This window comes from Streptomyces sp. (assembly GCF_036524955.1).
In the GTDB taxonomy this organism is placed as follows: domain Bacteria; phylum Actinomycetota; class Actinomycetes; order Streptomycetales; family Streptomycetaceae; genus Actinacidiphila.
In genome coordinates this window covers 1-22,348 of sequence record NZ_DATDBG010000153.1, presented here as the reverse complement: position 1 = coordinate 22,348, position 22,348 = coordinate 1, and the positions used below count along the sequence as shown (strand labels likewise).

At 72.0% G+C, this 22,348-nt stretch carries 14 protein-coding genes; 11 read left to right on the top strand and 3 right to left on the bottom strand.

All coding sequences use genetic code 11. From position 1 onward, the window contains the following. Nucleotides 1–318: 318 nt before the first annotated feature. A complete protein-coding gene (locus VIW71_RS12470; protein ID WP_331622183.1) occupies nucleotides 319–1,716 on the top strand; it encodes an NADP-dependent succinic semialdehyde dehydrogenase in 1,398 nt (465 codons plus the stop codon). A 70-nt stretch (nucleotides 1,717–1,786) separates the two neighbouring features. Here the strand turns inward: VIW71_RS12470 and VIW71_RS12465 are convergent, their stop codons facing one another. Beyond that, a complete protein-coding gene (locus VIW71_RS12465) occupies nucleotides 1,787–3,511 on the bottom strand; it encodes a hypothetical protein (RefSeq protein ID WP_331622182.1) in 1,725 nt (574 codons plus the stop codon). Between the two features lie 98 nt (nucleotides 3,512–3,609). Further along, nucleotides 3,610–6,780 (bottom strand): hypothetical protein, encoded by a 3,171-nt coding sequence (locus VIW71_RS12460; protein ID WP_331622181.1) that lies wholly within the window; start codon nucleotides 6,778–6,780, stop codon nucleotides 3,610–3,612. A gap of 391 nt (nucleotides 6,781–7,171) precedes the next feature. On the opposite strand from VIW71_RS12460, the gene VIW71_RS12455 reads away from it, so the two are divergent. After that, complete coding sequence (locus VIW71_RS12455; RefSeq protein ID WP_331622180.1) at nucleotides 7,172–8,482, top strand: S8 family serine peptidase; 1,311 nt, start codon at nucleotides 7,172–7,174, stop codon at nucleotides 8,480–8,482. 153 nt (nucleotides 8,483–8,635) lie between these two features. Here the strand turns inward: VIW71_RS12455 and eccCa are convergent, their stop codons facing one another. Then, on the bottom strand, nucleotides 8,636–12,619 hold the full coding sequence (gene eccCa, locus VIW71_RS12450) for a type VII secretion protein EccCa (protein ID WP_331622184.1): 3,984 nt from the start codon (nucleotides 12,617–12,619) through the stop codon (nucleotides 8,636–8,638). 319 nt (nucleotides 12,620–12,938) lie between these two features. Here eccCa and eccD point away from each other — a divergent pair, with 319 nt between their 5' ends. The 9 genes from eccD to VIW71_RS12405 all read left to right on the top strand — a co-directional run. Then, nucleotides 12,939–14,339, top strand: a complete 1,401-nt coding sequence (gene eccD / locus VIW71_RS12445; protein WP_331622179.1) for a type VII secretion integral membrane protein EccD — start codon at nucleotides 12,939–12,941, stop codon at nucleotides 14,337–14,339. Nucleotides 14,340–14,369: 30 nt separating this feature from the next. Next, nucleotides 14,370–15,866 carry a type VII secretion protein EccB gene (eccB, locus tag VIW71_RS12440; protein WP_331622178.1) on the top strand — a complete coding sequence of 499 codons (1,497 nt, stop codon included), beginning with the start codon at nucleotides 14,370–14,372 and terminating at the stop codon, nucleotides 15,864–15,866. A gap of 328 nt (nucleotides 15,867–16,194) precedes the next feature. Further along, the gene (locus VIW71_RS12435) at nucleotides 16,195–16,566 is read left to right on the top strand and encodes a hypothetical protein (RefSeq protein ID WP_331622177.1); all 372 of its coding nucleotides are present in this window, start codon (nucleotides 16,195–16,197) and stop codon (nucleotides 16,564–16,566) included. Between the two features lie 89 nt (nucleotides 16,567–16,655). After that, nucleotides 16,656–16,970 carry a WXG100 family type VII secretion target gene (locus tag VIW71_RS12430; protein ID WP_331622176.1) on the top strand — a complete coding sequence of 105 codons (315 nt, stop codon included), beginning with the start codon at nucleotides 16,656–16,658 and terminating at the stop codon, nucleotides 16,968–16,970. A gap of 79 nt (nucleotides 16,971–17,049) precedes the next feature. Beyond that, nucleotides 17,050–17,475, top strand: a complete 426-nt coding sequence (locus VIW71_RS12425) for a type VII secretion system-associated protein (protein WP_331622175.1) — start codon at nucleotides 17,050–17,052, stop codon at nucleotides 17,473–17,475. A 122-nt stretch (nucleotides 17,476–17,597) separates the two neighbouring features. Next, nucleotides 17,598–21,002, top strand: a complete 3,405-nt coding sequence (locus tag VIW71_RS12420) for an AAWKG family protein (RefSeq protein ID WP_331622174.1) — start codon at nucleotides 17,598–17,600, stop codon at nucleotides 21,000–21,002. Nucleotides 21,003–21,113: 111 nt separating this feature from the next. Next, nucleotides 21,114–21,572, top strand: a complete 459-nt coding sequence (locus VIW71_RS12415; protein WP_331622173.1) for a YbaB/EbfC family nucleoid-associated protein — start codon at nucleotides 21,114–21,116, stop codon at nucleotides 21,570–21,572. Continuing rightward, nucleotides 21,562–21,897, top strand: a complete 336-nt coding sequence (locus VIW71_RS12410) for a hypothetical protein (protein WP_331622172.1) — start codon at nucleotides 21,562–21,564, stop codon at nucleotides 21,895–21,897. The genes VIW71_RS12415 and VIW71_RS12410 overlap by 11 nt, the downstream gene beginning before the upstream one ends. Nucleotides 21,898–21,901: 4 nt before the next feature. After that, nucleotides 21,902–22,348, top strand: a 447-nt coding sequence (locus VIW71_RS12405) for a hypothetical protein (RefSeq protein ID WP_331622171.1), incomplete at its 3' end; no start/stop codon positions are given.

Here is a 22,348-nt window from a genome sequence, read left to right as displayed (position 1 = left end):
GGCCGCGGGCGATACGGGACGGTGGCATCCGTCAACCTCCATGTGGGGGGCGTGAGTTGGGGATGCGGGAAAAATTCTGCGCGCGTAGAACGTGTGGTGCGTGTGGCTTGCGTTACAGGTGGGTGAACGGTGCGGGTCGGGAGGGGCGGTTCGGGGCCAGGGCTGCCGGTGCCTGGGTGCTTGTCCCGGCCGGGCTGCGGCGGTGGGTGGGGCGGGAGAGGATGGGGATGGAGGGCTCGGCACGGCGGCTTGCGGGTACGCGGGCCCGTCGGGTGGCGCCCCAGCGGGTCGCAGTACGGGCCGCACGAGGAGGACAGCATGCCCATCGCCACCGTGAACCCCGCGACCGGGGAGACCGTGAAGACGTTCGAGCCGCTGGGGGCCGAGGCGGTCGAGGCGTGCCTGCGGAAGGCGGAGAGCGCCTTCCGGAGCTACCGGCGGACGGACTTCGCGTCTCGCGCGGGCCTGCTGGCCTCGGCCGCCGACCTGCTCGACAAGGAGCGGGACGACATCGCCCGGATCATGACCCTGGAGATGGGCAAGACGCTCGCCGCGGCCCGGGCGGAGGCGGCCAAGTGCGCGAAGGCGATGCGCTGGTACGCCGCCAACGCCGAGCGGCTGCTCGCCGACGAGCACCCCGACGAGGCCGACGTGGCGGACAGCGGGGCGCACCGGGCCTTCGTCCGCTACCGGCCGCTGGGCGTCGTACTCGCTGTCATGCCGTGGAACTTCCCGCTGTGGCAGGTGATCCGGTTCGCCGCGCCCGCGCTGATGGCGGGCAACGTCGGGCTGCTCAAGCACGCCTCGAACGTGCCGCAGACCGCCTTGTACCTGGGGGGGCTCTTCCCCCGGGCCGGGTTTCCCGAGGGGTGCTTCCAGACGCTGCTGGTGGGCTCACGTGCTGTCGAGGGCATCCTGCGCGACCCCCGGGTGGACGCCGTGACACTGACCGGCAGCGAGGGGGCCGGGCGCTCGGTGGCGGCGGTGGCCGGGGGCGAGGTGAAGAAAACGGTGCTGGAGCTCGGGGGCAGCGACCCGTTCGTCGTGATGCCGTCGGTGGCGGGAGAGCTGGAGGACGCGGTGGTCACCGCGGTCACCGCCCGGGTGCAGAACAACGGGCAGTCGTGCATCGCGGCGAAACGGTTCATCGTGCACGACGGCGTGTACGACGAGTTCGCCGAGCGCTTCACCCGCGTGATGAGTTCCCTGGTGGTCGGCGACCCGATGTCGGAGGCCACCGACGTCGGCCCGCTCTCCACCGAGCAGGGCCGCGCCGACCTGGAGGAGCTGGTCGAGGACGCGCTCGCCCACGGAGCCGAGGCGCTGTGCGGGGCCCGGCGGCCGAAGGCGCTGCCGCCGGGCTGGTACTACGAGCCGACCGTGCTCACCGGCATCACCGCCGACATGCGCATCCACCGCGAGGAGGCGTTCGGCCCGGTCGCGACCCTCTACCGGGTGTCGGATCTGGACGAGGCGGTCACGGTCGCCAACGACACGCCGTTCGGCCTCAGCTCCAACGTCTGGACCCGCGACGAGGAGGAGCAGCGCCGCTTCGCCCGTGACCTGGCGGCCGGCGGGGTCTACTTCAACGGCATGACCGCCTCGCATCCCGCGCTGCCCTTCGGCGGTGTCAAGCGGTCCGGCTACGGCCGCGAGCTGTCCGGCCACGGCATCCGGGAGTTCTGCAATGTCACCACCGTGTGGTATGGACGCTGACGTCCGTCCCCGGACAGCCCCGGGTGCCCTCCCCCGGAAAGGGGAGGGCACCCGGCCGGTGCGGACGTACTCAGTGCTGGGTGCCGGCCGCCCACAGGGTCTGGCCGCCGGCGGACAGGATGACCACGTTGCCGTCGTTCTGGATCACCAGCTCGGCACCGGGGTTGCCCGCGGTGCCCGATGACCACGCGGTCTGGTTGTCCTTGGTGTAGACGACGAAGTGCCCGTCGTCCTGGAACACCGCCCGGTAGCCGCGTCCGCCGGTGTGCGAGGACCAGCGGACCATGCCGTGCTCGTCGGAGATGACGAGGTTGCCGTTGGTCTGCATCGTCACCCGCATACGGTCCGACGCCACGGACTGACCGGGGCCGAGCACGTACGTGGAGTGCACGACGTACGTGCCCCACGCACGGGTGGGCGCGGGCTTCGGCTCGGGGCTCGCCGCCCGGGTGGGGGCGGCCTTGGTCGGGGTGGCTTTGGTCGGGGTCGCCCGGGTGGGGGTGGCCCTGGTCGGGGTGGCCCGGGTGGCGGCCGACGTCGGCTGTGTGCGGGCGGCCGTCGGCTTCACGTGGGCCGCCGTCGGCTTCACGACGGCGGACCTCGTCGCCACCCTGGCGGGCGCCGCCGCGGCCGGCTTCGCCGTGTCCGCCGAGGCCGCCCGGTCCCTGGTGGTGGTCCGGGACCGGTGGGTGGTCACCGCCGGCGTGCTCACCTCGGGCGCGGGGCGCGCGGCCGACGCCACGTGGACAGGCGTCCGGCCCGCGTCCTCGGCCGGCTCGTGCTCGTGGTGCCGGGCGTTCGCGAGGAACGTCAGTCCCGCCTGGACCACCGGATTCGCCGTGAAGAGGGACTTGTCAGCACCGTGCCGCGAGCCGTCCACCTCCGGGCCGGGGATGCCGTGGGGCTTGGGTCCCTGGGTGAAGACCGGGCCGTCCGTCACCTCCGGGTCGGGAACGCCGTGGCGCTTGGGTCCCGCCGCGAAGGCCGGGTCGTCCTTCGCGGCGGTGGGGATGTCGAGCTGCGCCGACCTGCCCGGCGTGAACGCCGGCAGGCCCGCGTCGGTGACCAGAACCTCGGCACGCGGGCCCGGGACGCTGGGCACCGGGCTGACGCCCGCGTCGCCCTGGTCACCGGTCAGCACCGGTGCGCCCGTCTGCGGTCGCGGGATCGCCGCGCGCTTGGTGCCGCCCTCGGCCGGGTCCTGGAGCGGCATCTCGCTGGCGTAGCCGTCGGTGTCGGGCAGCGTGGTGCCCTGAGTGCTGGGCGACAGCGACGCCACCGGCACCGGCTGGCCGAGGCTGTCGTAGTTCATCGTCTCGCCGTGCCCGCCCCGGCCCGACACGAACGGCACGGAGGCCAGCACGGCACCGGCGACCGCGGCGGCGACGAGCAGCGGCCGGTGGCCGAGGCGGACGCCTTGCGGACCGGTGGCGCCCTGCGAGCCGCGGGTGGGCGGACGACCGCCCGCCGCCGCGGCACCGAGCAGACCCGCCGGTACGGGGGCCTCGCCGGTGCCTGCCGCCTGCTCGGCGGGCTGCCTGCGGGCTGTCACGGGGAAGAGCCGGGCTCCGATCCGGCGCTCGGCGGGATCGGTCTGCCCGTCGGTTCCGGTGGTGGGGACCACCGCCGTCGTGGTCGCCAGGTCGGCGGTACCGGTGACCGCCGGGGAGGCGCCGCTGAGGCTCTCGCCGGTCAGGGGCAGCGCTATCGCGCGCCGGATTCTGGGTGGTCCGGCCGCGACGGCCGTCGCGGCCGCCGGCGGCGCACCGCTGGCAGCCGAATGTTCCTGGGCCATTCATGCTCCTTATATGAGCTGATTGTCGGTGTGGCCGTCTTGGCTCCGGCGGCGGCTGCCGTCCTCAGGAAGGAGCGGACGGGGGTTGAGCACGCAGGTCAGGGAGCGTTCCTCCTGGGCGGTTCGGTCAGTACGCGCAGCGCTCCGGTGCTCCGCTGCGGCCACCCGTCGCCGGTGCCCGTGGCGGTGGGCTGGTCGGCGGCGGCACGCAGCCGGCTGAGGACGGGAACGTCGGAGTCGTCGAGCCCGGCGTTCGCGGTCACCGGCATGGCCTCGGTCAGTTCGCGGAGCAGGACCACGGTCGCCCCGGCCCGCTCGCGCACCTGGAGCACCCGGAAGCGGGTGCCGGGACCGAAGACGACCTCCTCGTCGTCGTGGTTCCCGGCGTCCGTGAGTGAACTCGCCCGGCGGCCGGTCACCGACCAGATCAGGTAGTGGTCGGCGGGTACGGCCGGGTACGTCTTGTCCAGCGCCAGGGCGCTGACCGGCGTGGCCTCGCCCAGCTCCGCGCCGGGCAGCAGCAGCCCGATCTCCTCGCCGAAGACCCCGGCGGCCCGTACCGCGGCCCCCCGGAAGGAGGGCAGCCGCCGCAGCCCGGACGCCAGACAGGACAGGAACGACAGGGCGTCGCTCTCCCGGCGCCCTACGGCCGCCCGCAGCGGGTCGTCGCTCAACGGGCCCTCGCCCGCGTCGAGATAGGCGTGCACCGCCGCCAGGTCCGCGGCCATCTCGTCCGACTGCTCGCTCGTCCGGAGCCCGGGAAAACGCGTCAGGGCGCGGTTGACCGCGCCTGCGTGCTGGTCCCACTGGCCGCCCAGGTACGAGCGCAGCGCCGCGCGCTCATCGGCGCTGCTGCGGTGGCTCGGGCGAACGGGGATGTACGCGGCCTCGCGGCGTGTGCCGCCGGGCGAGGCCTCGGCCTCGGGCTCCGGGACCGGCGGCCGGGGTTCCGGCTCGGCCGAAGGCGCGGACGGCGTGTCCGGTGTGCCCGCCCCTTGGGGGACGGTACTTGAGCGCGCTGCCCCGCCGCCGCCCCCGAAACCGCCGTCGGTCGCCGTGGCGAAGAGCCGCGCGGCCGGCGGCGGGATCGGCGCGGGTTCCGGGTCCAGCGGTTCCGAGGTCTCGGCGACCGGCGGCTCACCGGTGGCGGTCCGCTCGAACGCCGGGCCGTCCGGCGCGGGTTCGACGGCCGGCCGGGGCGCCGTATCCGTGCCCGCCCGGAGCTGCCCGAACTCAGTCGGGGACCGCGGGGCTTCGGTGACGTCCGGCGGTTCGGTCTCGGTGGTGGCCCACAGTGGGGTTGTTTCCGGGCTGGGGTTGGGGGTTTCGGTGGTGTGTGGGGCTTCGGTCTCGGTGGTGGCCCACAGTGGGGTTGTTTCCGGGCCGGGGTTCGGAGCTTCGGTGATACGCGGGGCTTCCGCCTCGGTGGTGGCCGACGGGGGTGCGAGCGGCGGTTCAGTGGCCCGCGGCGAGGTCGTCCCCGCGTTGGTCGCCCGGGGTGTGGATGCCGGGGTGGTCGGCGCCGCCGCTTCGGCGGTGGCCGGGGGCGCTGTCTGCCTCCCGGCCGGGGGAGGGCTCCAGGAGCCGGCGCCGCCCGTCCCCTGGGCGGCGGTCGTCGTGATCCGTACAGGGGGCCGGACGGCGGCGGTGTCCGTCCGCTGCGGTGCGGACGCGTGGGAAGGGGCGGACACGTCCGCCCCCGCGGGCGCCGGTGGCGTGACGGTGGGCCGAGCCGGGACCGCGGAAGGATCGTCCCGCGTCGCTGCGGGCCGCGACGGTGCGACGGCGGCAGGCCGGGCCTGCTCTGCTGCCGCCGGACGCTGGGCCGGAGCGGCTTGCGCCGGAGCGGAAGGCGCCGCAGTGACCGGCGCCGACGACACGGGTCCCGCCGCGGGCTCCGGAGGTCCGGCGCGCCAGCCCTTGGGAGCCAGCGCGAGGCCGTGCCGCACGGCGAGCCGCCGCAGGGTCTTCATACCGTCCGCGGTGACCGTGCCGTGCACCTGGATCATGGCGCGGTCGCGCACCTCGTCCTCCAGGGCGCCGAACAGCGAGTCCAGTACCGGCCACAGGGAGTCGTCCAGGCCCCGGCCCGGTACGCCCAGGTCGATCGCCATCACGTCGACGTCGACCACCCGGTCCGAGACCGCGGAGGGGCGTCCGCCGCGCGGGCCCACCCACAGACCGGCCCGGGTCAGCGTGAGCTGCCAGCGTTTGTTGAGCAGGAGCACCCCGGGCTCGGGGCCCTCCCTGAGCCCCACGACCGGGAGGCGCCAGTCGCCCAGGCGCGGCGCGGGGGAGCGGCCGGTGTCCGCGGGAACGCATGTGACGGTCATCACGTACGGCTGCCAGGACGGCATGCCGTCCGAGCCGACCAGCCGCACCCGGGGCGATTCGCTTCGCGCGGCCTGGCCCTCCAGGATCACCGGCAGGCCGTTGACGACCTGCACCTCCAACCCCAGTAGATCGGCGACCTCCTGGCCGACCGTCAGCAGGTCGCGGCCGTCGCCGGGCAGCAGCCGCACTTCCTTGCGTATCTGTCCGGGCAGCGCCGCGATGACGTTCGCCAGGGCCTCGGCGGTCACCGGCGGCGAGCCGGGGACGCCGACCAGTACCAGCGGCCGGTCGGGGTCGGCGGGGACCGCGTAGCGGATCGCGTCGATGTCCTCCGGCCGTGCGCCCGCGGGCTGGACGAGCAGCCCGGCGGGAACCTGCGCCACGACGTGGCCCTCTGCGATGTCCGGGCCGACGCGTTCCAGCGGACCCTGCCAGGCGGGCGCCGGGTGGCGGGCGCCGAGCCGCTGCGGGACGAGTCCGGGAGAGAACAGCCACCAGTCGCCGGTGGTGTCGGGGCCGTCGAGGGCGAACACGGTGCCTCCGGGAACGACCACGGCGACACCGCTGGGCGCCAGCACGTCGACGCCCCACTCCTCGCAGATCCTGCGGGCGGGCGACGGCCGGCCGGGCCACTCGGCCGCGCCCGTCGACATCACCAGCAGCACCGGTCCCGCCCCCGTACGCCTGCAGTCCGCCAGAACCGGGGTGAGCAGCTCGCACAGCTCGTCGTGGTCCCCGTCCCCGAGACCGGCGCCGACCAGGACGGTGGCTTGCCCTGCGGGCCCGTCCCGCAGCGAGTCCGCCGCATCGGTGAGTAAGGCCGGCAACTCGCCCTTGGCGTGCACGATGTGCACGCCGTCGCCGCCGGACAGGACGAGCGGGGCGGATGTCGTGGGCGCGGGGCGGCCGCGGCCCTCGGACGTACGGCGACTCACCGTCCGCCTCCCGTGATGTCGGTGGCGCGGTCGACGGGCGCCGGCCGGTGCCGCAGCCGGGTGTGCCGGCCCGGGTTCACGATCATGCGTCCTCATCTCGCCGTCGGGTGGCGGTCGTGGACCTGTGCGGTCCGCCGACCAGCGCCGGCGAGCGGGAACCCGGCGCGTGTTCCCGCCCCGTTCGGTCCGGAACACGGTTCAAGATACAGCCGGGCCGGAGGAACCGCTCGGCAAGCAGGCCGCCCCCGGGAAACCGTAAAACGCCTGATCCGCCCAGGCGTTGTCGTCCGCCGCCACTCACACCCGGTGCGTCGCCCAACGCGGGTAGCATGGCGCCGCGTTCCTGGTAGGGACAGGCGCCGGGGGACGCCGCGACAGCGACGGAGACGACATGACCCACAGCAGCGCCCCCGACCGACGCGGCGACGAAGCCGGTTCTCCGCGTGCCCGGCGCCGGGCACGCGGGCACACGACCTCCCGCCGCGCCGCGCGCCCGGTGCCGTTCGTGGTCATGGTCCTGCTGGCCGCGCTCGGCGCGCCGGCGGCCCACGCGGCGCCCAACCCCACCCCGTCCGCGTCACCCTCACAGGACGGGATACGGCTGCCGGTCATGCCGGCACAGCTCGGTCTCGGCTTCGGCGCCCCGCGGTGCACGAAGGGTTCCGGGACCGCGATGAACGCGGTTCCGTGGGCCCAGCAGAGCCTGGGCCTCGCCCGGACCCGGCAGTTCACTCGGGGTTCCGGCGTCACCGTGGGCGTGGTCGACACCGGCGTCTCCCCGAAAGCGGCCCGGCTGTCCGGCCGGGTGTCGGCACGCGGGGACGCGGCCCATGACTGCGTCGGGCACGGGACGTTCATCGCCGGGATCATCGCGGCGGCACCCACCGCGGGAGCCGGGTTCTCCGGTGTCGCGCCCGGCGCGCGCATCCTCGCCGCGCGCGGCACCGACGTGACCGGCGTCCCCGACGCGGCGCTGGTGGCCAAGGGCATCAGGGCCGTGGTGGACGGCGGTGCGAAGATCGTGGAAGTGTCGGTCGCCCTCCAGGCCGACAGCCCGGCGCTGAAGTCCGCGGTGGCCTACGCGGCGCGGCGCGACGTCCTGGTGGTGGCCGCCGCCGTCCCGGACGGCTCCCTCCTCACGGCGACCGGCGACACCCCGGCGGCCATGCCGTTCTGGCCGGCCGCCGCACCGGGCGTGCTCTCCGTCCTGGACTACGACATCAACGGTGCCCGGCAGCAGACCGCCATCGTTCCGGTACGGGCGGACCTGGCCGCTCCCGGCCAGGGCGTGACCGGCATCGGGCCGTCCGGGGACGGCTACTTCCTGGGCAACGGGGCTGCCGTCGCCGCCGCGTTCGTGGCCGGCACCGCGGCCCTGGTGCGCGCGTACCACCCCGAACTGACCGCGCCGCAGGTCGCCCAGCGGCTGCTGAGCACCGCCTACCCGGCGGCCGTCCCGCGCCTGGACCCGGGCGGCGCGATCGCCGCCGTACTGCCCCGCACCACCTCGTCGGCCGCGCCGGGCCCGGCGGCGATCCACCTCACCCCGCCGGTTCCCGACGACGGCGCGGCGCGGCGCGCGTACACGCTGGCCGGCGGCTGCGTCCTGCTGACCCTGACGCTCTGGGGGGCGGTGGCGCTGTCAAGGCGCGGCCGCACCCGCCGCGAGCCCGAGGCGGTGCCACCAATTGTGAGCCCATAGGCCGGTGACCTCGCGACCGGCGACCGTGGCCGCCCGGACGGGTGAGCCCGTGAACCGTGAGGTCGCAAAGCCGCCCGGTCCCGCCGGACCCGGCGGCGCCGGGAGCCCGCGCGAACCGACCCCGCGGTCCCGCGAACCTCCGCGCCCCCCGGTTCACACCGTCTGCGGGTCGCCGACCTCCTCCACCAGCGCCGTCTGCATCTGCACCGTGCTGCGGCGGGTGATGTAGAGACCCCGGCCCGGCGGCAGGATCCGCGGCTTGACGCTGCCGAAGATGTACCCCTCCGACGGCGGGCACGACATCAGCAGGCCCGGCGCGTTGACCTCCAGCATGCGGCGGATCAGCGGGTCGTTGAGTCCGCGCATGGCGCCGGCCGCCGCCCGGGAGACGACCATGTGGAAGCCCACCTCGTAGCCGAGCGGCAGATGTTCCAGCAGCGGCTCGAACGGGGTACGCATCGGGCTGGCCACCAGGTCGTAGTCGTCGACCAGGACGAACAGGCGCGGCCCCTTCCACCAGTCGGCGAGCCGCATCCTGGCCGGTGAGATGTCGGCCCCCGGCGTACGGGTCTTCAGCGCCCGGGCGGCCCCGTTCACCAGCTCCTGCAGCTGGTCCACCGACACCGCGTGCCCCAGCCGGTACTCCTCGGGCACCGCCTCCACCAGTTCGCGGCGGAAGTCCACCACGAGGATGCGCGCCTCGGCGGGCGTGAAGCGGTCGGTGACAGCCTTCGCCATCAGCCGCAGCAGGTTGGTCTTGCCCGACTCGGTGTCACCGAACACCACCAGGTGCGGGGTCTCAGCGAAGTCCTGCCAGGCAGGGGCCAGTTCGGTCTCCTCCAGGCCGAGCGCGATCCGCAGCCGCTGTCCCTCGGGCGCCGACGGCAGATCGAGGGCGCTCAGCCGCGTCGGCAGCATCCGCACCGGCGGGGCGGCCGGCCCCGACCAGCTCTCGGAGACCGCCGAGACCAGGTCGGCGACCCCGGCGGCGAGGTCGTCGGCGCTCTCCACACCGTCGATACGCGGCAGCGCCGTCAGGAAGTGCAGCTTGCTGTCGAGGGTCAGGCCGCGCCCGGGGCTGCGCGGCACGCTCCCGGCGCGCCGGATGTCCACCATCGAGTCCAGGGGGTCGCCCATGCGCAGTTCCAGCTTGGTTCCCGCCTGGTCGCGTACGGGGGCGGACAGCTCGACCCAGCGGGAGGTGGTGGTCACCAGGTGGATGCCGTAGTTCAGGCCGCGGGCGGACAGCTGGTTGATGACCGGGATGTCGTCCTGGAAGTCCTGCCGGACCGTCGACCAGCCGTCGATGACCAGGAACACGTCCCCGTGCGGCTCGTCGGGGAGTTCGCCGGCCGCCCGGCGGCGCCGCAGCGTGGCCATCGAGTCGATGCCGTGTTCCAGGAAGAGCCGCTCGCGGCGGGCCAGGATCGAGGTGACCTCGGCGAGGGTGCGGGCGACCCGCTCGGTGTCCAGCCGACCGGCGACCCCGCCGATGTGCGGCAGGCCCGCCAGGCTCGCCAGGCCGCCACCACCGAAGTCCAGGCAGTAGAACTGCACTTCGCGCGGTGTGTGGGTGAGTGCCAGCACCGAGATCAGGTTGCGGACCGCCGTGGACTTGCCGCTCTGCGGACCGCCGGCGATCGCGGCGTGCCCGCCCGCGCCGGACAGGTCGACCATCAGCAGGTCGCGTTGCTGCTCGAACGGCCGGTCGATGATGCCCACCGGCACCTTCAGGCTGCCACGCTCCGACCAGTCCACGGTGGTCAGGCCCAGCTCGGGGTCGGGGGCGAGCGGCGGCAGCAGCCGGTCCAGGGTGGGCGGCAGGTCCAGCGGCGGCAGCCACACCTGGTGCGCCGGCGGCCCGGAGTCGCGCAGCCTGTCGACGGCGACCGACAGCAGCGAGGCCGCCTCCGTCTGCTCCTCCTCGCCGGCGGCCGCGCCCTGCGGCACCGCGGGCGCCTGCCGGGCGGCGACCCATTCGCCGGTCCACGGCACCACCTGGCTGGCGACCTGGGCCTGGGCCAGCTCGCCGACCCGTTGCCGGTAGCCGCCCGACACGTAGGCGCCGCGGAAGCGGGTGAGCGGTTCGGTACCGCTCTTGAGGAAGCCGGCGCCGGGCTGCGAGGGCAGCTCGTAGGCGTCGGGGGCACCGAGCACACCGCGGCTCTCCATCGCGGAGAACGTGCGCAGGCCGACGCGGTACGACAGGTGGCTCTCCAGCTGGTGCATCCGGCCCTCGTCCAGGCGTTGTGACGCCAGCAGCAGGTGCACGCCGAGCGACCGCCCGAGCCGGCCGATCATCACGAACAGGTCCATGAAATCCCGGTGCGCGGCGAGCAGTTCGCTGAACTCGTCGACCACCACGAACAGGCTGGGCAGCGGAGCGAGGGGGGTGCCGGCGGCGCGGGCCTTCTCGTAGTCCAGCGCCGAGGTGTAGTTGCCCGCGGCCCGCAGCAGCTCCTGGCGGCGGATCAGCTCGCCGTGCAGGGCGTCCTGCATACGGGAGACCAGCCCGGCCTCGTCCGCCAGGTTGGTGATCACCGCGGAGGTGTGCGGGAGTCCGTCCAGGCCGAGGAAGGTCGCGCCGCCCTTGAAGTCGACCAGGACGAAGTTGAGCGTTTCCGAGGAGTGGCCGAGCGCCAGCGCCAGCACCAGGGTACGCAGCAGCTCGCTCTTGCCGGAGCCGGTGGCGCCGATGAGCATGCCGTGCGGGCCCATGCCGTTCTCCGCGGACTCCTTGATGTCCAGCTCGACCGGCCGCCCGTCGGCGCCCACCGCGATCGGCACCCGCAGCCGCTGGGCGGGTGTGTTGCGCCGCGCCCAGTAGGCCGCCGGGTCGTGCCGGTGCAGGTCGGGTATGCCCAGCAGCGTGGTCAGCTGGATGTCGGTGGACAGCGGTTCGGCGGACTCCGCGGTCGCGCCGGTGCGCATCGGCGCGAGCACCGCGGCCAGCGCCCGCGCGCCCGCCGGACCCAGCCGGTCCGCCCGCCCGAGCGAGGTGGCCGTCTCCTTGCGGTTGCGGTCGGTGCGCACCAGCCTGACCTCGCCGCCCTCGACCTCCAGCCGGAGCACCGTACGGCCGGGCCGCCAGGCCAGCTCCCCCGACAGGTCCAGGACCACGGTGTTACGCGAACCCGCCCGGTCGAACCGGTGCCCGGCAGGTATCTGGCCGCCGTCCACCACAATGACCGTGTACGGCTCCTCCTTGGTGGGCGGCACGCCGGTCTCGAAGGGCGGGCGCTCGGTGAACTCCTCGCCCAGCAGGTCGTCCAGCTCGTTGGCGGTGGCCGCGATCAGCCGGGTGGGGCCCGCGCCGTCCGACTCGTGCGGGTGCAGGGCGTGCGGCAGCCACTTCGTCCAGTCCCACTCGGGGCGCCGTTCGGCGGCGACGCAGAACGCGATCATCAGGTCCTGCGGGGCGTGCATGACGGCCAGTTGGGCGATGATCGCCCGTGCGGTCACCATCAGCTCGTCGCGTTCGCCGCGGAACAGCACCCGGGCCCAGGCGGGCAGGAAGATCGCGATGGGCTGTCCGGGGACGGTGGAGTAGGCGTTGACGAAGGCGCGCAGCGCGTGCGCGGTCAGCGGGTCGAGGTCCTCGACCGGCTTGGTGGAGGTCGTGGTCAGCCGCAGCGCGAGGCGCTGGTCGCCGACGGCCAACCGTACCTCGCCGAAGTCCTCGTCCGACAGGCGGCGTTCCCAGAGCCGGGTGGTGCGGGCGAACGACCAGAGCGTGGACGGCTCCGGATGCCGCCAGGCCAGCGCCCGCTGCTGCTCGACGACGGCCGACCTGACCTTGCGCCGGACCCCGCCCAGGTAACGCAGATAGTCGCGGCGGGCACCGTTGAGCTTCTGCTTGCGCTCCTGGCCGCTCTTCATCAACTGCCCCATCAGCATGGTGCCCATGGCGATCACCAGGATGCCCACGATGAGGAACGTCATCGGGTTGGAGGCCTGCCCCGGCCGCATGTACAGCAGGACCATCGACCCGGACATCAGCGCCATCGGCAGGTAGGTCATCATGCCCGAGCCGCCGCCGGACACCACTTCCGACATGACAGGGGGCTCCTGCAGCGTCAGGTCGCCGTCGGGCACCTCGGGCCCCCTGCGGCGGGCCGGCCTGCGGAAGAAAACCACGCTCAACGGGACGTCTCCTTCGAGCTGTTGCGGGATGTGCCCGCCACAGGCGGGCGGGAGAACGGGCGGGGCGCGCGGAGGGGGCGGCGGGCCGATGCTCACGGCGTTGTGGAGCGGGGAAAGCCGTGCCATGAGACTATCGGGCGGCGCGGCGGACGGCCCGACAGACGGCCGGCGATTGCGGGCCGCACCAGGAGAGAACCCCCGGCCCGTAGCGTGCGGTCAGTTAGGGTGCGCCCAGGTCAACCGCCGTACACACACCGTGCGGCGGTCCTTCGCCCGCTGCGGTTCGCGCGCTTACGGAGAGGCTGATCACCTGATGAGCGAAGGCTTGGTGGCAGGGCTGTGCCGCCTCACGGTACGGGCCCCGGAGAAGGTCGTCGACCTCGCGGTACCCGCCGACATACCCATCGCCGACCTGCTGCCGGTCATCGTCGGCCACGCCGGCGACGGCCTGGACGAGGCGGGTATCGAGCACGGCGGCTGGGTGCTCCAGCGCGTCGGCGGGCATCCGCTGGACGCCGAGGGCACACCGGAGTCGTTGGAGCTCCACGACGGCGAAGTGCTGCTGCTGCGCCCGCAGACCGAGGCGCTGCCGCCGGTCCGCTTCGACAATCTGGTGGACGCCGTCTCGACCGCCGTCCGGGAGCTGCCGCACGCCTGGACGCCCCGGGTCAGCCGGTGGTCGCTGCGGCTGATGGTGGCCGCCGCGCTGCTGGGATGCCTGACCGTGCTGGCGGTGTCCGGCGGCGACGAACTGTCACGCGCCGCGCTGGCGGCGGGCGCGGCGCTGCTCGTGCTGGCCGGGGCGGGGGCCGCGGGCCGGGTCCTGGACGACCAGGCGGGAGGGGTCCTGCTCGGCCTGACCACCGGCGGGTTCCTCGCCCTGTGCGGCGTGCTCGTGGTGGACGGCCGGTTCTCCTCCGCGCACCCGCACCAGGAGGTGGGGGCGCGGCTGCTGGCGGGATCGGCCGCCGGGGCGATCGGCCTGGTGCTGGCGATGACGGTGGTGGCGGCCTTCACGGTGGTGTTCGCCGCCACGGCCGTCGCCGCGGTCGCCGGCATCGCCGGCGGCGTCCTCATGCTCACCCTCGACGTGCCCTTCTCCCAGGCGGTGGCGGGTGTCGCGGCGGTCGCGGTGATCTTCGGGGCCTTCGTCCCGATGCTGTCCTTCTCGCTGGCCGGACTGCGGCTGCCGCCGCTGCCGACCAACGCCGAGCAGCTCCAGGAGGGCATCGACCCGCACTCCGGCGACGACGTCGCCGACCGCGCCCTGGCCACCGACCGCTGGATGAGCGGCCTGTACCTGGCGGTCGGCACGGTGTGCGCGGTGTGCCTGGCGGGCCTGGCCCAGCACCCAGGCACGCCGGACATCGTGACCTCGGCGCTGCTCGCCCTGCTGCTGGCCCTGCACGGCCGTAACCTCGGCACCTCCTGGCAGCGCCTGGGCCTGGTCGTCCCGGCCGGGCTCGGTGTGGTGCTGCTGGTCGTCGACTTCGCCCGCGACCGGGGACCCGGCGCCCACCTCGGGGCGGCGGCCGGCCTGCTGCTGCTGGCGATCCTGCTGGCCGTGGCCTCCTGGACGGTGCCCGGCCGGCGCATGATCCCGCACTGGGGACGGGCGGGCGACATCCTCCAGTCGGTGGTGGCCATCGCCCTGCTGCCGGCGGTGCTGTGGGTCCTGGGCGTGTACCGCGACCTGCGCGCCATCGGCGGCTGAGCAAGAAGGACGACAAGAAGGACGAGCGGAATGCAGACGCGACGCGACCAGGTCCAGGCCCACCAGTTCGTGGTGTCCCGGCTGACCACCGGCCTGCTGCGGGCCGACCCCGACGCACCGGAAACCCCCACCCGGCGCACCAACCGCGGTATCGCCGTCGGCGCCCTGCTGGGCGCCGTGGCCTGTGTCGGAGCCCTGGTGTTCGGCCTGGTCTCGCCGGGCGGCAACACGTCCTGGCGCAACGGCCAGACCCTGATCGTCGAAAAGGGCACCGGCACCCGCTACCTCTACGACGGACGGCTGCGGCCGGTGCGCAACTACGCCTCCGCCCGGCTGATCGTCGGCAACGACATGAAGACGCAGTCGGTGTCGCCCAAGTCCCTGGCCGGCACCCCGCACGGCGAACCGGTGGGCATCGCCGGGGCGCCCGATGCCCTCCCGTCCGCCGCCGACCTCGACGCCGGACCCTGGGCGGTCTGCGCCGGGACGCAGCCCACCGACTCCGGCAGCCGGGCGCCCGCCACCTCGGTCGTGGTCGACTCCGACGTGCCCGGTACCGGCGTCCGGGGCGACCAGGCCCTGCTGGTCAGCGGCCCGGATGACAGCTACTTCCTGGTCTGGCGCAGCAACCGGTTCAAGCTCGCCGCCGGAAGCACCACCGCCGACGCCCTCGGCTACGGGGCCGCCAAGCCGCTCCCGGTCTCCGCGGCCTTCCTCGACGCGCTGCCCGCCGGCGCCGACCTGGCCCCCCCGCCGGTCCCCGGGCAGGGCGACGACGGGCCCCGGCTGGACGGGAGTCCGACCCGTATCGGCCAGGTCTTCGTCGTCCAGACCCCCGGCTCGAGCAAGCAGTACTACCTCCTCCAGCACGCCGGTCTGACGCCGATCACCACCACCGAGGCGGCACTCGCGCTCAGCGGCCCGGGCGTCCGGGAGAAGGCGTACAAGGGCGGCACTCCGGTCGCGCTGCCCGTCTCCGCCGACGCGCTCAGCGCCGCGCCGGCGCCCGAGGGGTCCCCCCTGCCGGAGGCGGGCGCCACGCCGCCGGCCGCACCGCCGGCGCTGGTGCCGGTCGACGACAACCGGAGCATCTGCGTGCGCATCGCCGCGCAGGCGGCCTCGGGCACCAGGGTGAGCCTGGTCATGGTCGCCTCCGCCGATCTCGTGGCCACCGCGGTGACGCCCACAACGGCCCTGGTCCAGGCGTGCCTTGCGGTGGACGTCATCGCCGTGCCGCCGGACGGCGGCAGCCTCGTCCGGGCACTCGGCAGCGCCGGTGGCGCGATGGGGGACACCACGTATCTGGTGACCGACACCGGGGTGAAGTACCGGATTTCCTCCCGGGAGGCCGCCGAGGCGCTCGGCTACGACCTCACCGCCGCCCGGGGTGTGCCTTCTCCGCTGCTCAACATGCTTCCCACCGGCCCGGATCTGTCGCGCGAGGCCGCGTCGGCAAGCGTGGACAACGCTTCCGGTGTGCCGGTGTGCGCGCAGGAGCCGGCCGGCGGCCGGCCCGCCCGGACCTGATTGAGTTGCGAGAATTAGAGAACGTGGTAAAAGCCGGCGGGGGGCCGTTCCGAAGGTCGGAAGCGTGAATGCAAAAAACTTGCGTACTCGGGAGTTGGTCTTTCGTGTGAGGCGAATCGCACGGGGAAGAGGGGCGTTGAGGCCCTTGCGCGTATTTCTGCTCTTGCGTTTCGCCCCGCCAATGGCATAACCTCGCCGCAATTGGCGTGGATTGGCGCATCCAGACGCCTCTTGGCAGCGACGCCATGGTCAGTTCGGCCTCGACGGGCCCCGCCCACGCGGCGGTGCGAGCCCCGAGGCCGTCATCCCGGCAAGGAAGGACTTCGATATGGCCCTCGCGAGCGGTCAGCAGCAGCAGTCATCCACAGCGACCTACGGGCAGGCGATCCAGAGCCTGGAGAACGCCAGAGACCGCATCACCGCCATCCAGGGGCAGGTCCAGCAAGCCAAGGCGGCCCTGCAGACCCAGTACCAGGGCCCCGACGGTCACGCCTACGCCCAGGTCATGGACACCTGGCTGCAGGAGACCGAGCGCATCAAGGGCACGTGTGCGGCGATGGAGAACGAGCTCGGCATCAGCCTGCAGGCCTCCAACAACGTCCAGGCGTCCAACTACCAGGCCGTGGTGGACCAGGGGAAGCTTACCTCGTTCGGCGGCTCGGTCGAGCACGGCACGTACTCGGCGCTCACCGGCGGCTGAGCCCACCCGGGCGCCAACACCGCTCGACACCGCTCTCCACTCCCTGCAGGTCCCGACCCGGCCCCGCCACGACTTCCCAAGGAGAACCCATGCCCGCCGCCGAAGACGGTATTTACATCGACCACGGTCACGCCATGACCTTCTCTCAGGAGATGATGGACCAGACCAACCGCATCGCGGGGGTCCTCAACGACCTCCAGGGCGAGCTTGCCCCGATCGTCAACTCCTGGCTCGGTCCGGACCGCGACGTGTACTTCAACAAGGTCCAGCCCACCTGGAACGCCGAGGTCCACGCCCTGTCCACCATCCTGCAGAGCCACGCCACGACGCTCGACAACGTCTCCGACCAGTACCGGCAGACGGTGTACAGGAACGCGCAGGGCTTCGAGGAGATCAAGTTCTGAACGTCGTCGCCTCCAACGCCCGGCCCGACGGCGGGGCGGAACGACGGTTGTCGGACCACGTAGCCGCAAGGAGGCCACGATGCCTGTCCCGGATCTGACCGCGCTGGACGCACCGGCGCTCACGGCCTTCATCAACAACGAGGTTGCGCCGTTCCAGCTTCAAATCGTCGACCTGCGCACATCGCACGGCGAGATCCTGTCCCTGTACGACCTGGCCGGCACTCCGCAGCCGCTGCTGATCGGGCAGATGGCCACCGACGGTGACACCAGCGGCAAGGACGTGGTGGCGCACCTGGTGGCCGCCGCCAAGGCGATCGACACCGTCCTCAACAAGCACCAGACCGCCTTCAGCGACCTGAAGCGTGAGCTCGAGGAGGTGATCAGAACGATGCTCAAGACCCAGGGGGACAGCCTCGCCGAGGTCGAAGGGCAGAAGTTCCTCACCGCGATCGGCGACTACAACACCGACATAGGCGGCAGTTCGAGTTCCACCACCCGCCCGTGACCTGATGTCGCGGTCCCGCCGACCACGACGCAGCCGACCCACCACGTGAACCGCGGGTACCGACGCCGAACCTCGTCGGTGCCCGCGGTTGTCTACGGAAGACTTCCCCCTGGAGCCCTGCCATGGCCGTTGACAACTGGGAACACATCATCAACCTGATGACCGGTTGGACCCTGCCCGAACGCTCCGCGGTCACCGGAGCCAAGGGTGACAGCGGGATTCCGTGGATGAACGTGAAGATCCACCGGATAGGTCTCGACGACTCTCCGACGAACTCGCTGCACGACATGGGCGCGACCTTCCAGTTCTACACGGGGTCGGGCGGCTCGGTGGACATGTACCAGGCGGACGTCAACTACGTCGGACTCGACCAGGCCAAGCAGTACTGGGAGCGGAGCGAGTTCGCCCTGTGGCACCTGGTGTTCAACAACTTCCAGACCACCGGCCTGTACGCCCCGGTGGGCGGTGCGCCGACCGGGACCAACGGAGTGGATCTGCACGACTTCGCGAAGCGGGCCCGGTCCTTCGACGCGGCGGGGGATTTCTTCGCCCAGCACACGCAGACCCTCAAGCAGTGGCTCGACGCGCTGGGCAGCGAGCAGGCCGCGTGGAAGGGGAAAGCGGCCGGCGTCTTCTGGCATCTCCTGGACGACCTGCACAACAAGTACGAGAACTTCACCGCGCAGCTCCGGCCGCCCGGGTTCCAGCCGTCGAGCGCGTCACCCTCCACCGGGTACCAGTCCAGCACGCTGCACGGGGACTCGCTCATCGGCGCGGAAGTCGCGCTGCACGGCGGGCTCAGACAGCTGTACCAGACGTACGAGAACTTCTTCTGGCAGCGGGGAACGCCGATATCGATCACACGAGCGAACGGCAGCGGCGATTCCCAGCAGGCGCCCGCCGACCCCCGCGACATCCTGAACCAGATCATGGCGGACATCGCCCAATGGATCCAGCAGTACAACTGGTCCCAGGTCACAGTGACGACCGGTGGCTCCGGTTACATGGGAAACCCGACGGCGCCCCTCTGGGAGGCCTCTGCCAGCTTCTCCAGCAGTCCTGCCTGGGGAAACCTCCAGGACACGAGCACCTGGTCGGCGATCGCCAACGAGGCCGTGCGCCGCTGGACGAGCAACGTCGAGGCCAATCTCGACACGCCGTCCCATCCTGTCGTCAGCCAGCTCCAGCAGTCATGGGTGCGGGTGATGGACCCGGGCTGGAACACGAAGTTCGCATTCGAGGACACCAGTAGGAGAAGTCTCGACACCGAGCTCCAGCAGGAGATCACGGAGGTGAAGCAGAAAGAACTCGGAGACCAGGGCAAGAACTTCCAGGATTCGCTGAACAACTTCGGGAAGAACATCGGTGACTTCGGGAAGAATATCGGTGACTTCGGGAAGAACATGGGTGAGTTCGGGAACAACCTGGGTAAGAACATGGGGGAGTTCGGGAACAATATCGGTGAGTTCGGGAACAATCTGGGCAAGAATCTCAGTGAGTTCGGCAGCAACTTGGGTGGCGGACCGCCGCCTCCGGCATTCACCGCCAATCCCTCCGGCTCCAACAATTTCGGGAGTCTGGGCGGAACCCATGGTCTGCCGGACCTGACCGGTACCCAGGGGACGTCGTTCACGACCAATCCGGCGGGTCTGAACAATTTCGGGGGCTTGGACGGCGGCACTCACGGACTGCCGGGCCTCACCGGTGGCATACGTAACCCGGACGGCAGCATCACCACAACGGGTCCTGGCGGACTGCCGCTGACGACGTTTCCCAACGGCTCCACTCTCACCACCCTGCCCGGTGGCCTAACGCAGCTCACCAATCCGAACGGGAGCGTGAGCACCCGCAACCCCGACGGCAGTGTCACCACGACGTTCCCGAACGGCACCAAGACCACCGTCAATCCGGACGGCACGGTCACCACCACCACGCCGGACGGCAAGACGACCACCAGCCACCTGTCCCCTGGCGAGGAACTGCCCAACCCCGACGGCGGAACGTCCACCATCGGCCCCGACGGTACAGTGACCACCCACTTCCCGGACGGCAGTTCCTTCACGTCGAATCCCGACGGAAGTTTCACCACGACGAACCCCGACGGTTCGCACACCACGACTTTCCCGAACGGTTCGGTGCAAACGGTCGGCCCGGACGGGCAGACGCATCTGACGCAGCCGAACGGGACCGTTTCCACACCGGATGCCCACGGTGGCGTGACGACGACGTTCCCGGACGGCACCAGGACAACGGTCAATCCGGACGGCACGGTAACCACGATCTCGCCCGACGGCCACACGACCACCAGTCACCTGGGTGCCGGTGAGGTGCTGACGAATCCGGACGGCAGTACGACGACGATCACGCCCGGCGGCGGCGTTTCGACGCATTTCCCGGACGGCAGTTCCTTCACCTCGAATCCGGACGGCAGTTTCACCACGACGAACCCCGACGGTTCGCATTCCACGACGTTCCAGAACGGCATGGTGGAAACGGTCGGCAGCGACGGGCAGATGCACCTCACCAGCCCCAACGGCAGCGTCACCACGCAGAATCCGGACGGAAGCCTGACCACCCAGTTCCCCCAGGGCGGTTCGACGACGGTGAACCCCAACGGCGACGTGACCACGACCACCGCGGACGGACGGACGATCACCAGCCATCTGGACCCCGGCCAGAGCCTGGTGAACCCGGACGGCAGCACCACGACGATCGGTACGGACGGTGCCGTCACCACGCGCTTCCCGGACGGAAGCTCGTACACCGTCAACCCGGACGGCACGGTCACCACCACGAATCCCACCGTGGGTTCCGGTTCGAACGGCCTGCCGCACCCCATCACCAGTTCCGGGCCGGACTTCCACCTGCCCGAGTACCACACGCCCGACCTCTCCGGGATCAAGCACGACCTGCCGAACTCCCTGGCCACGCACAACCCCGACGGCAGCCTGACCTCGCACTTCCCCAGCGGCACCACCTCGACGGTGGGCGCGGACGGGTTCACCCGCACCAATTTCCCCGACGGCAGCAGCACGGTGTCCGGCCCCGACGGCCAGTTCCAGGCGCTGCCCAGCCCGGCCACCGCTGCGGCAGGCGCCCCCGGCGCAGCGCCCGGCGGAGCACCGGGCGCCGCCCTGGGTGGCGCCGGCGGCCCCGACGCCGGTCTGCTCGGCCTGATGTCTCCCATGATGATGATGATGGGAATGGCGCGCAGCGGACAGGGCGGTCAGCAGAACAACGAGCAGGAGCGTATCCGCGACACCTACGAGGAGGCCGACGACGACGGCGCCTTCATCCGGCACGCCGGCGTCCTGCAGCCGCCGGCCCCGGTCGAGGAGTCCTACGAGGACGAGGAAGAGGACGCCGAGGAGCTGCTGGGCCGTACCGTCACGGCCTCTGAACCGGGATACGGCCGACCCGGCACGCCCCGTCCGGCGACCCAGAGCGCCAACTCCGCGCGGACCGCAAGGGAAGACGACGTCTGGGGGACGGAGGAGGGGGGGCTGCCCGCCTCCATCGGCCGTTGAGCGCGATCGTCGGCTCGCCCCTAGGCTCTAACCAGTTACAACCCGACCCGCTGCGTACGCCGTTGTCCGTCGCGTGGCGAAAGGCCCGCACACACACCGGTGGAGGACACCTTGGAAGACGCCCTGCAGCACCAACTCGAACAGGCCATGGCCGAGTTCACCAAGCAGCGTCAGGCATTGGAGCAGACGCGCGACGAACTGACCACGATGTCCGTGACGGTCCGGTCGAAGGACCGCGTGGTGGAGGTGACGGTCGGCGCTCAGGGCGAACCGACCGGCATGCGTTTCCTGAACGACAAGCACCGTTCCATGTCGGGGCAGCAACTGGCCTCCAGCGTCCTGGAGGTGCTGGCTGTGGCCCGGCAGGAGGTGGCCGGACGGGTGCGGGCCGGGTTCGACGCCGTGGCTGGCGGTGGTCTCGGGGTCGCGGGCTCCGGCCTGGAGAACCTGGACCTGGACCGGCTCCTGGCACCCCTGATGGGTGAGGGACTCGCCGTGCCGCCTCCGGGCACGGCGGACCGGGCCGCGTCGGCGAAGCGTCCTGGCGGGGGTGCGAACCGTGCCCGGTGACAATCTGTTCGCGGCCAATCCTTCGGATGTCCAGCGCGGCGGCAAGGTAACGGACGACGTCAGTACGTTCATCATGGCCACCGCAAAAGCATTCGCGGACGCCACGTCGTACGATCCCCAGGACCCGCCGTGGGGGGACGACAAGATCGGCCACGGCTTCGAGGCGAACTACCTGACCCCGCACTCGCAGCTCCGTGATGCCGTGACCGGCTTCGCCGAGGCGGTGGCCGGGGCGGCCCGGCTCACCATCACCTCAGGCACCAACTTCCACAGGGCCCAGGGCGACGCCATCGACATGATCCACACCGAAGGCGGAAGGCACTAGGCAGGTGGCTGTCAACCCGTTCCTCGACGGCGTCGTGGTCGCCCTGACCGGGATGCACATTCCCAAGGGCAGTGCGGCCAGGATGTCGAGTGAGGTCGAGGCTCCGCATCGCGCGCTGGTCAACGCCCTTGAGGAATTCCAGGGAATGATCGCGGAGATCACGAACTCCGTTTCGGGAACGGTAAGCGGCCAATGGAACGACGCCTATGTCAAGGCGATGTCGACCTTCGGGAGCGGGAGGGGCGCCGATTACGTCAAGAACGTGAAGGACACCGCGGCGAAGATCGCGGATTACGCCCGTGAGACGGGTTACCAGATCGACTACACCAACCGGATGATCATCGCCCAGGTGGTGCAGTTCCTGTTCGAGTGGGCGCTGACACTGATCCTGGCGATCTTCAACCCCCTCGCCGCGCTGATCGAGCAGTCGTTCCTGCGGGCGCTGTACCAG

Excerpts from the sequence above, each read along its gene's own strand:
- VIW71_RS12435 (WP_331622177.1), top strand. The coding sequence starts at position 16,195 with ATGGCCCTCGCGAGCGGTCAGCAGCAGCAGTCATCCACAGCGACCTAC.
- VIW71_RS12455 (WP_331622180.1), top strand. The coding sequence starts at position 7,172 with ATGACCCACAGCAGCGCCCCCGACCGACGCGGCGACGAAGCCGGTTCT.
- VIW71_RS12430 (WP_331622176.1), top strand. The coding sequence starts at position 16,656 with ATGCCCGCCGCCGAAGACGGTATTTACATCGACCACGGTCACGCCATG.
- VIW71_RS12465 (WP_331622182.1), bottom strand. The coding sequence starts at position 3,511 with ATGGCCCAGGAACATTCGGCTGCCAGCGGTGCGCCGCCGGCGGCCGCG.
- VIW71_RS12425 (WP_331622175.1), top strand. The coding sequence starts at position 17,050 with ATGCCTGTCCCGGATCTGACCGCGCTGGACGCACCGGCGCTCACGGCC.
- VIW71_RS12470 (WP_331622183.1), top strand. The coding sequence starts at position 319 with ATGCCCATCGCCACCGTGAACCCCGCGACCGGGGAGACCGTGAAGACG.
- VIW71_RS12420 (WP_331622174.1), top strand. The coding sequence starts at position 17,598 with ATGGCCGTTGACAACTGGGAACACATCATCAACCTGATGACCGGTTGG.
- eccD (WP_331622179.1), top strand. The coding sequence starts at position 12,939 with ATGAGCGAAGGCTTGGTGGCAGGGCTGTGCCGCCTCACGGTACGGGCC.
- eccB (WP_331622178.1), top strand. The coding sequence starts at position 14,370 with ATGCAGACGCGACGCGACCAGGTCCAGGCCCACCAGTTCGTGGTGTCC.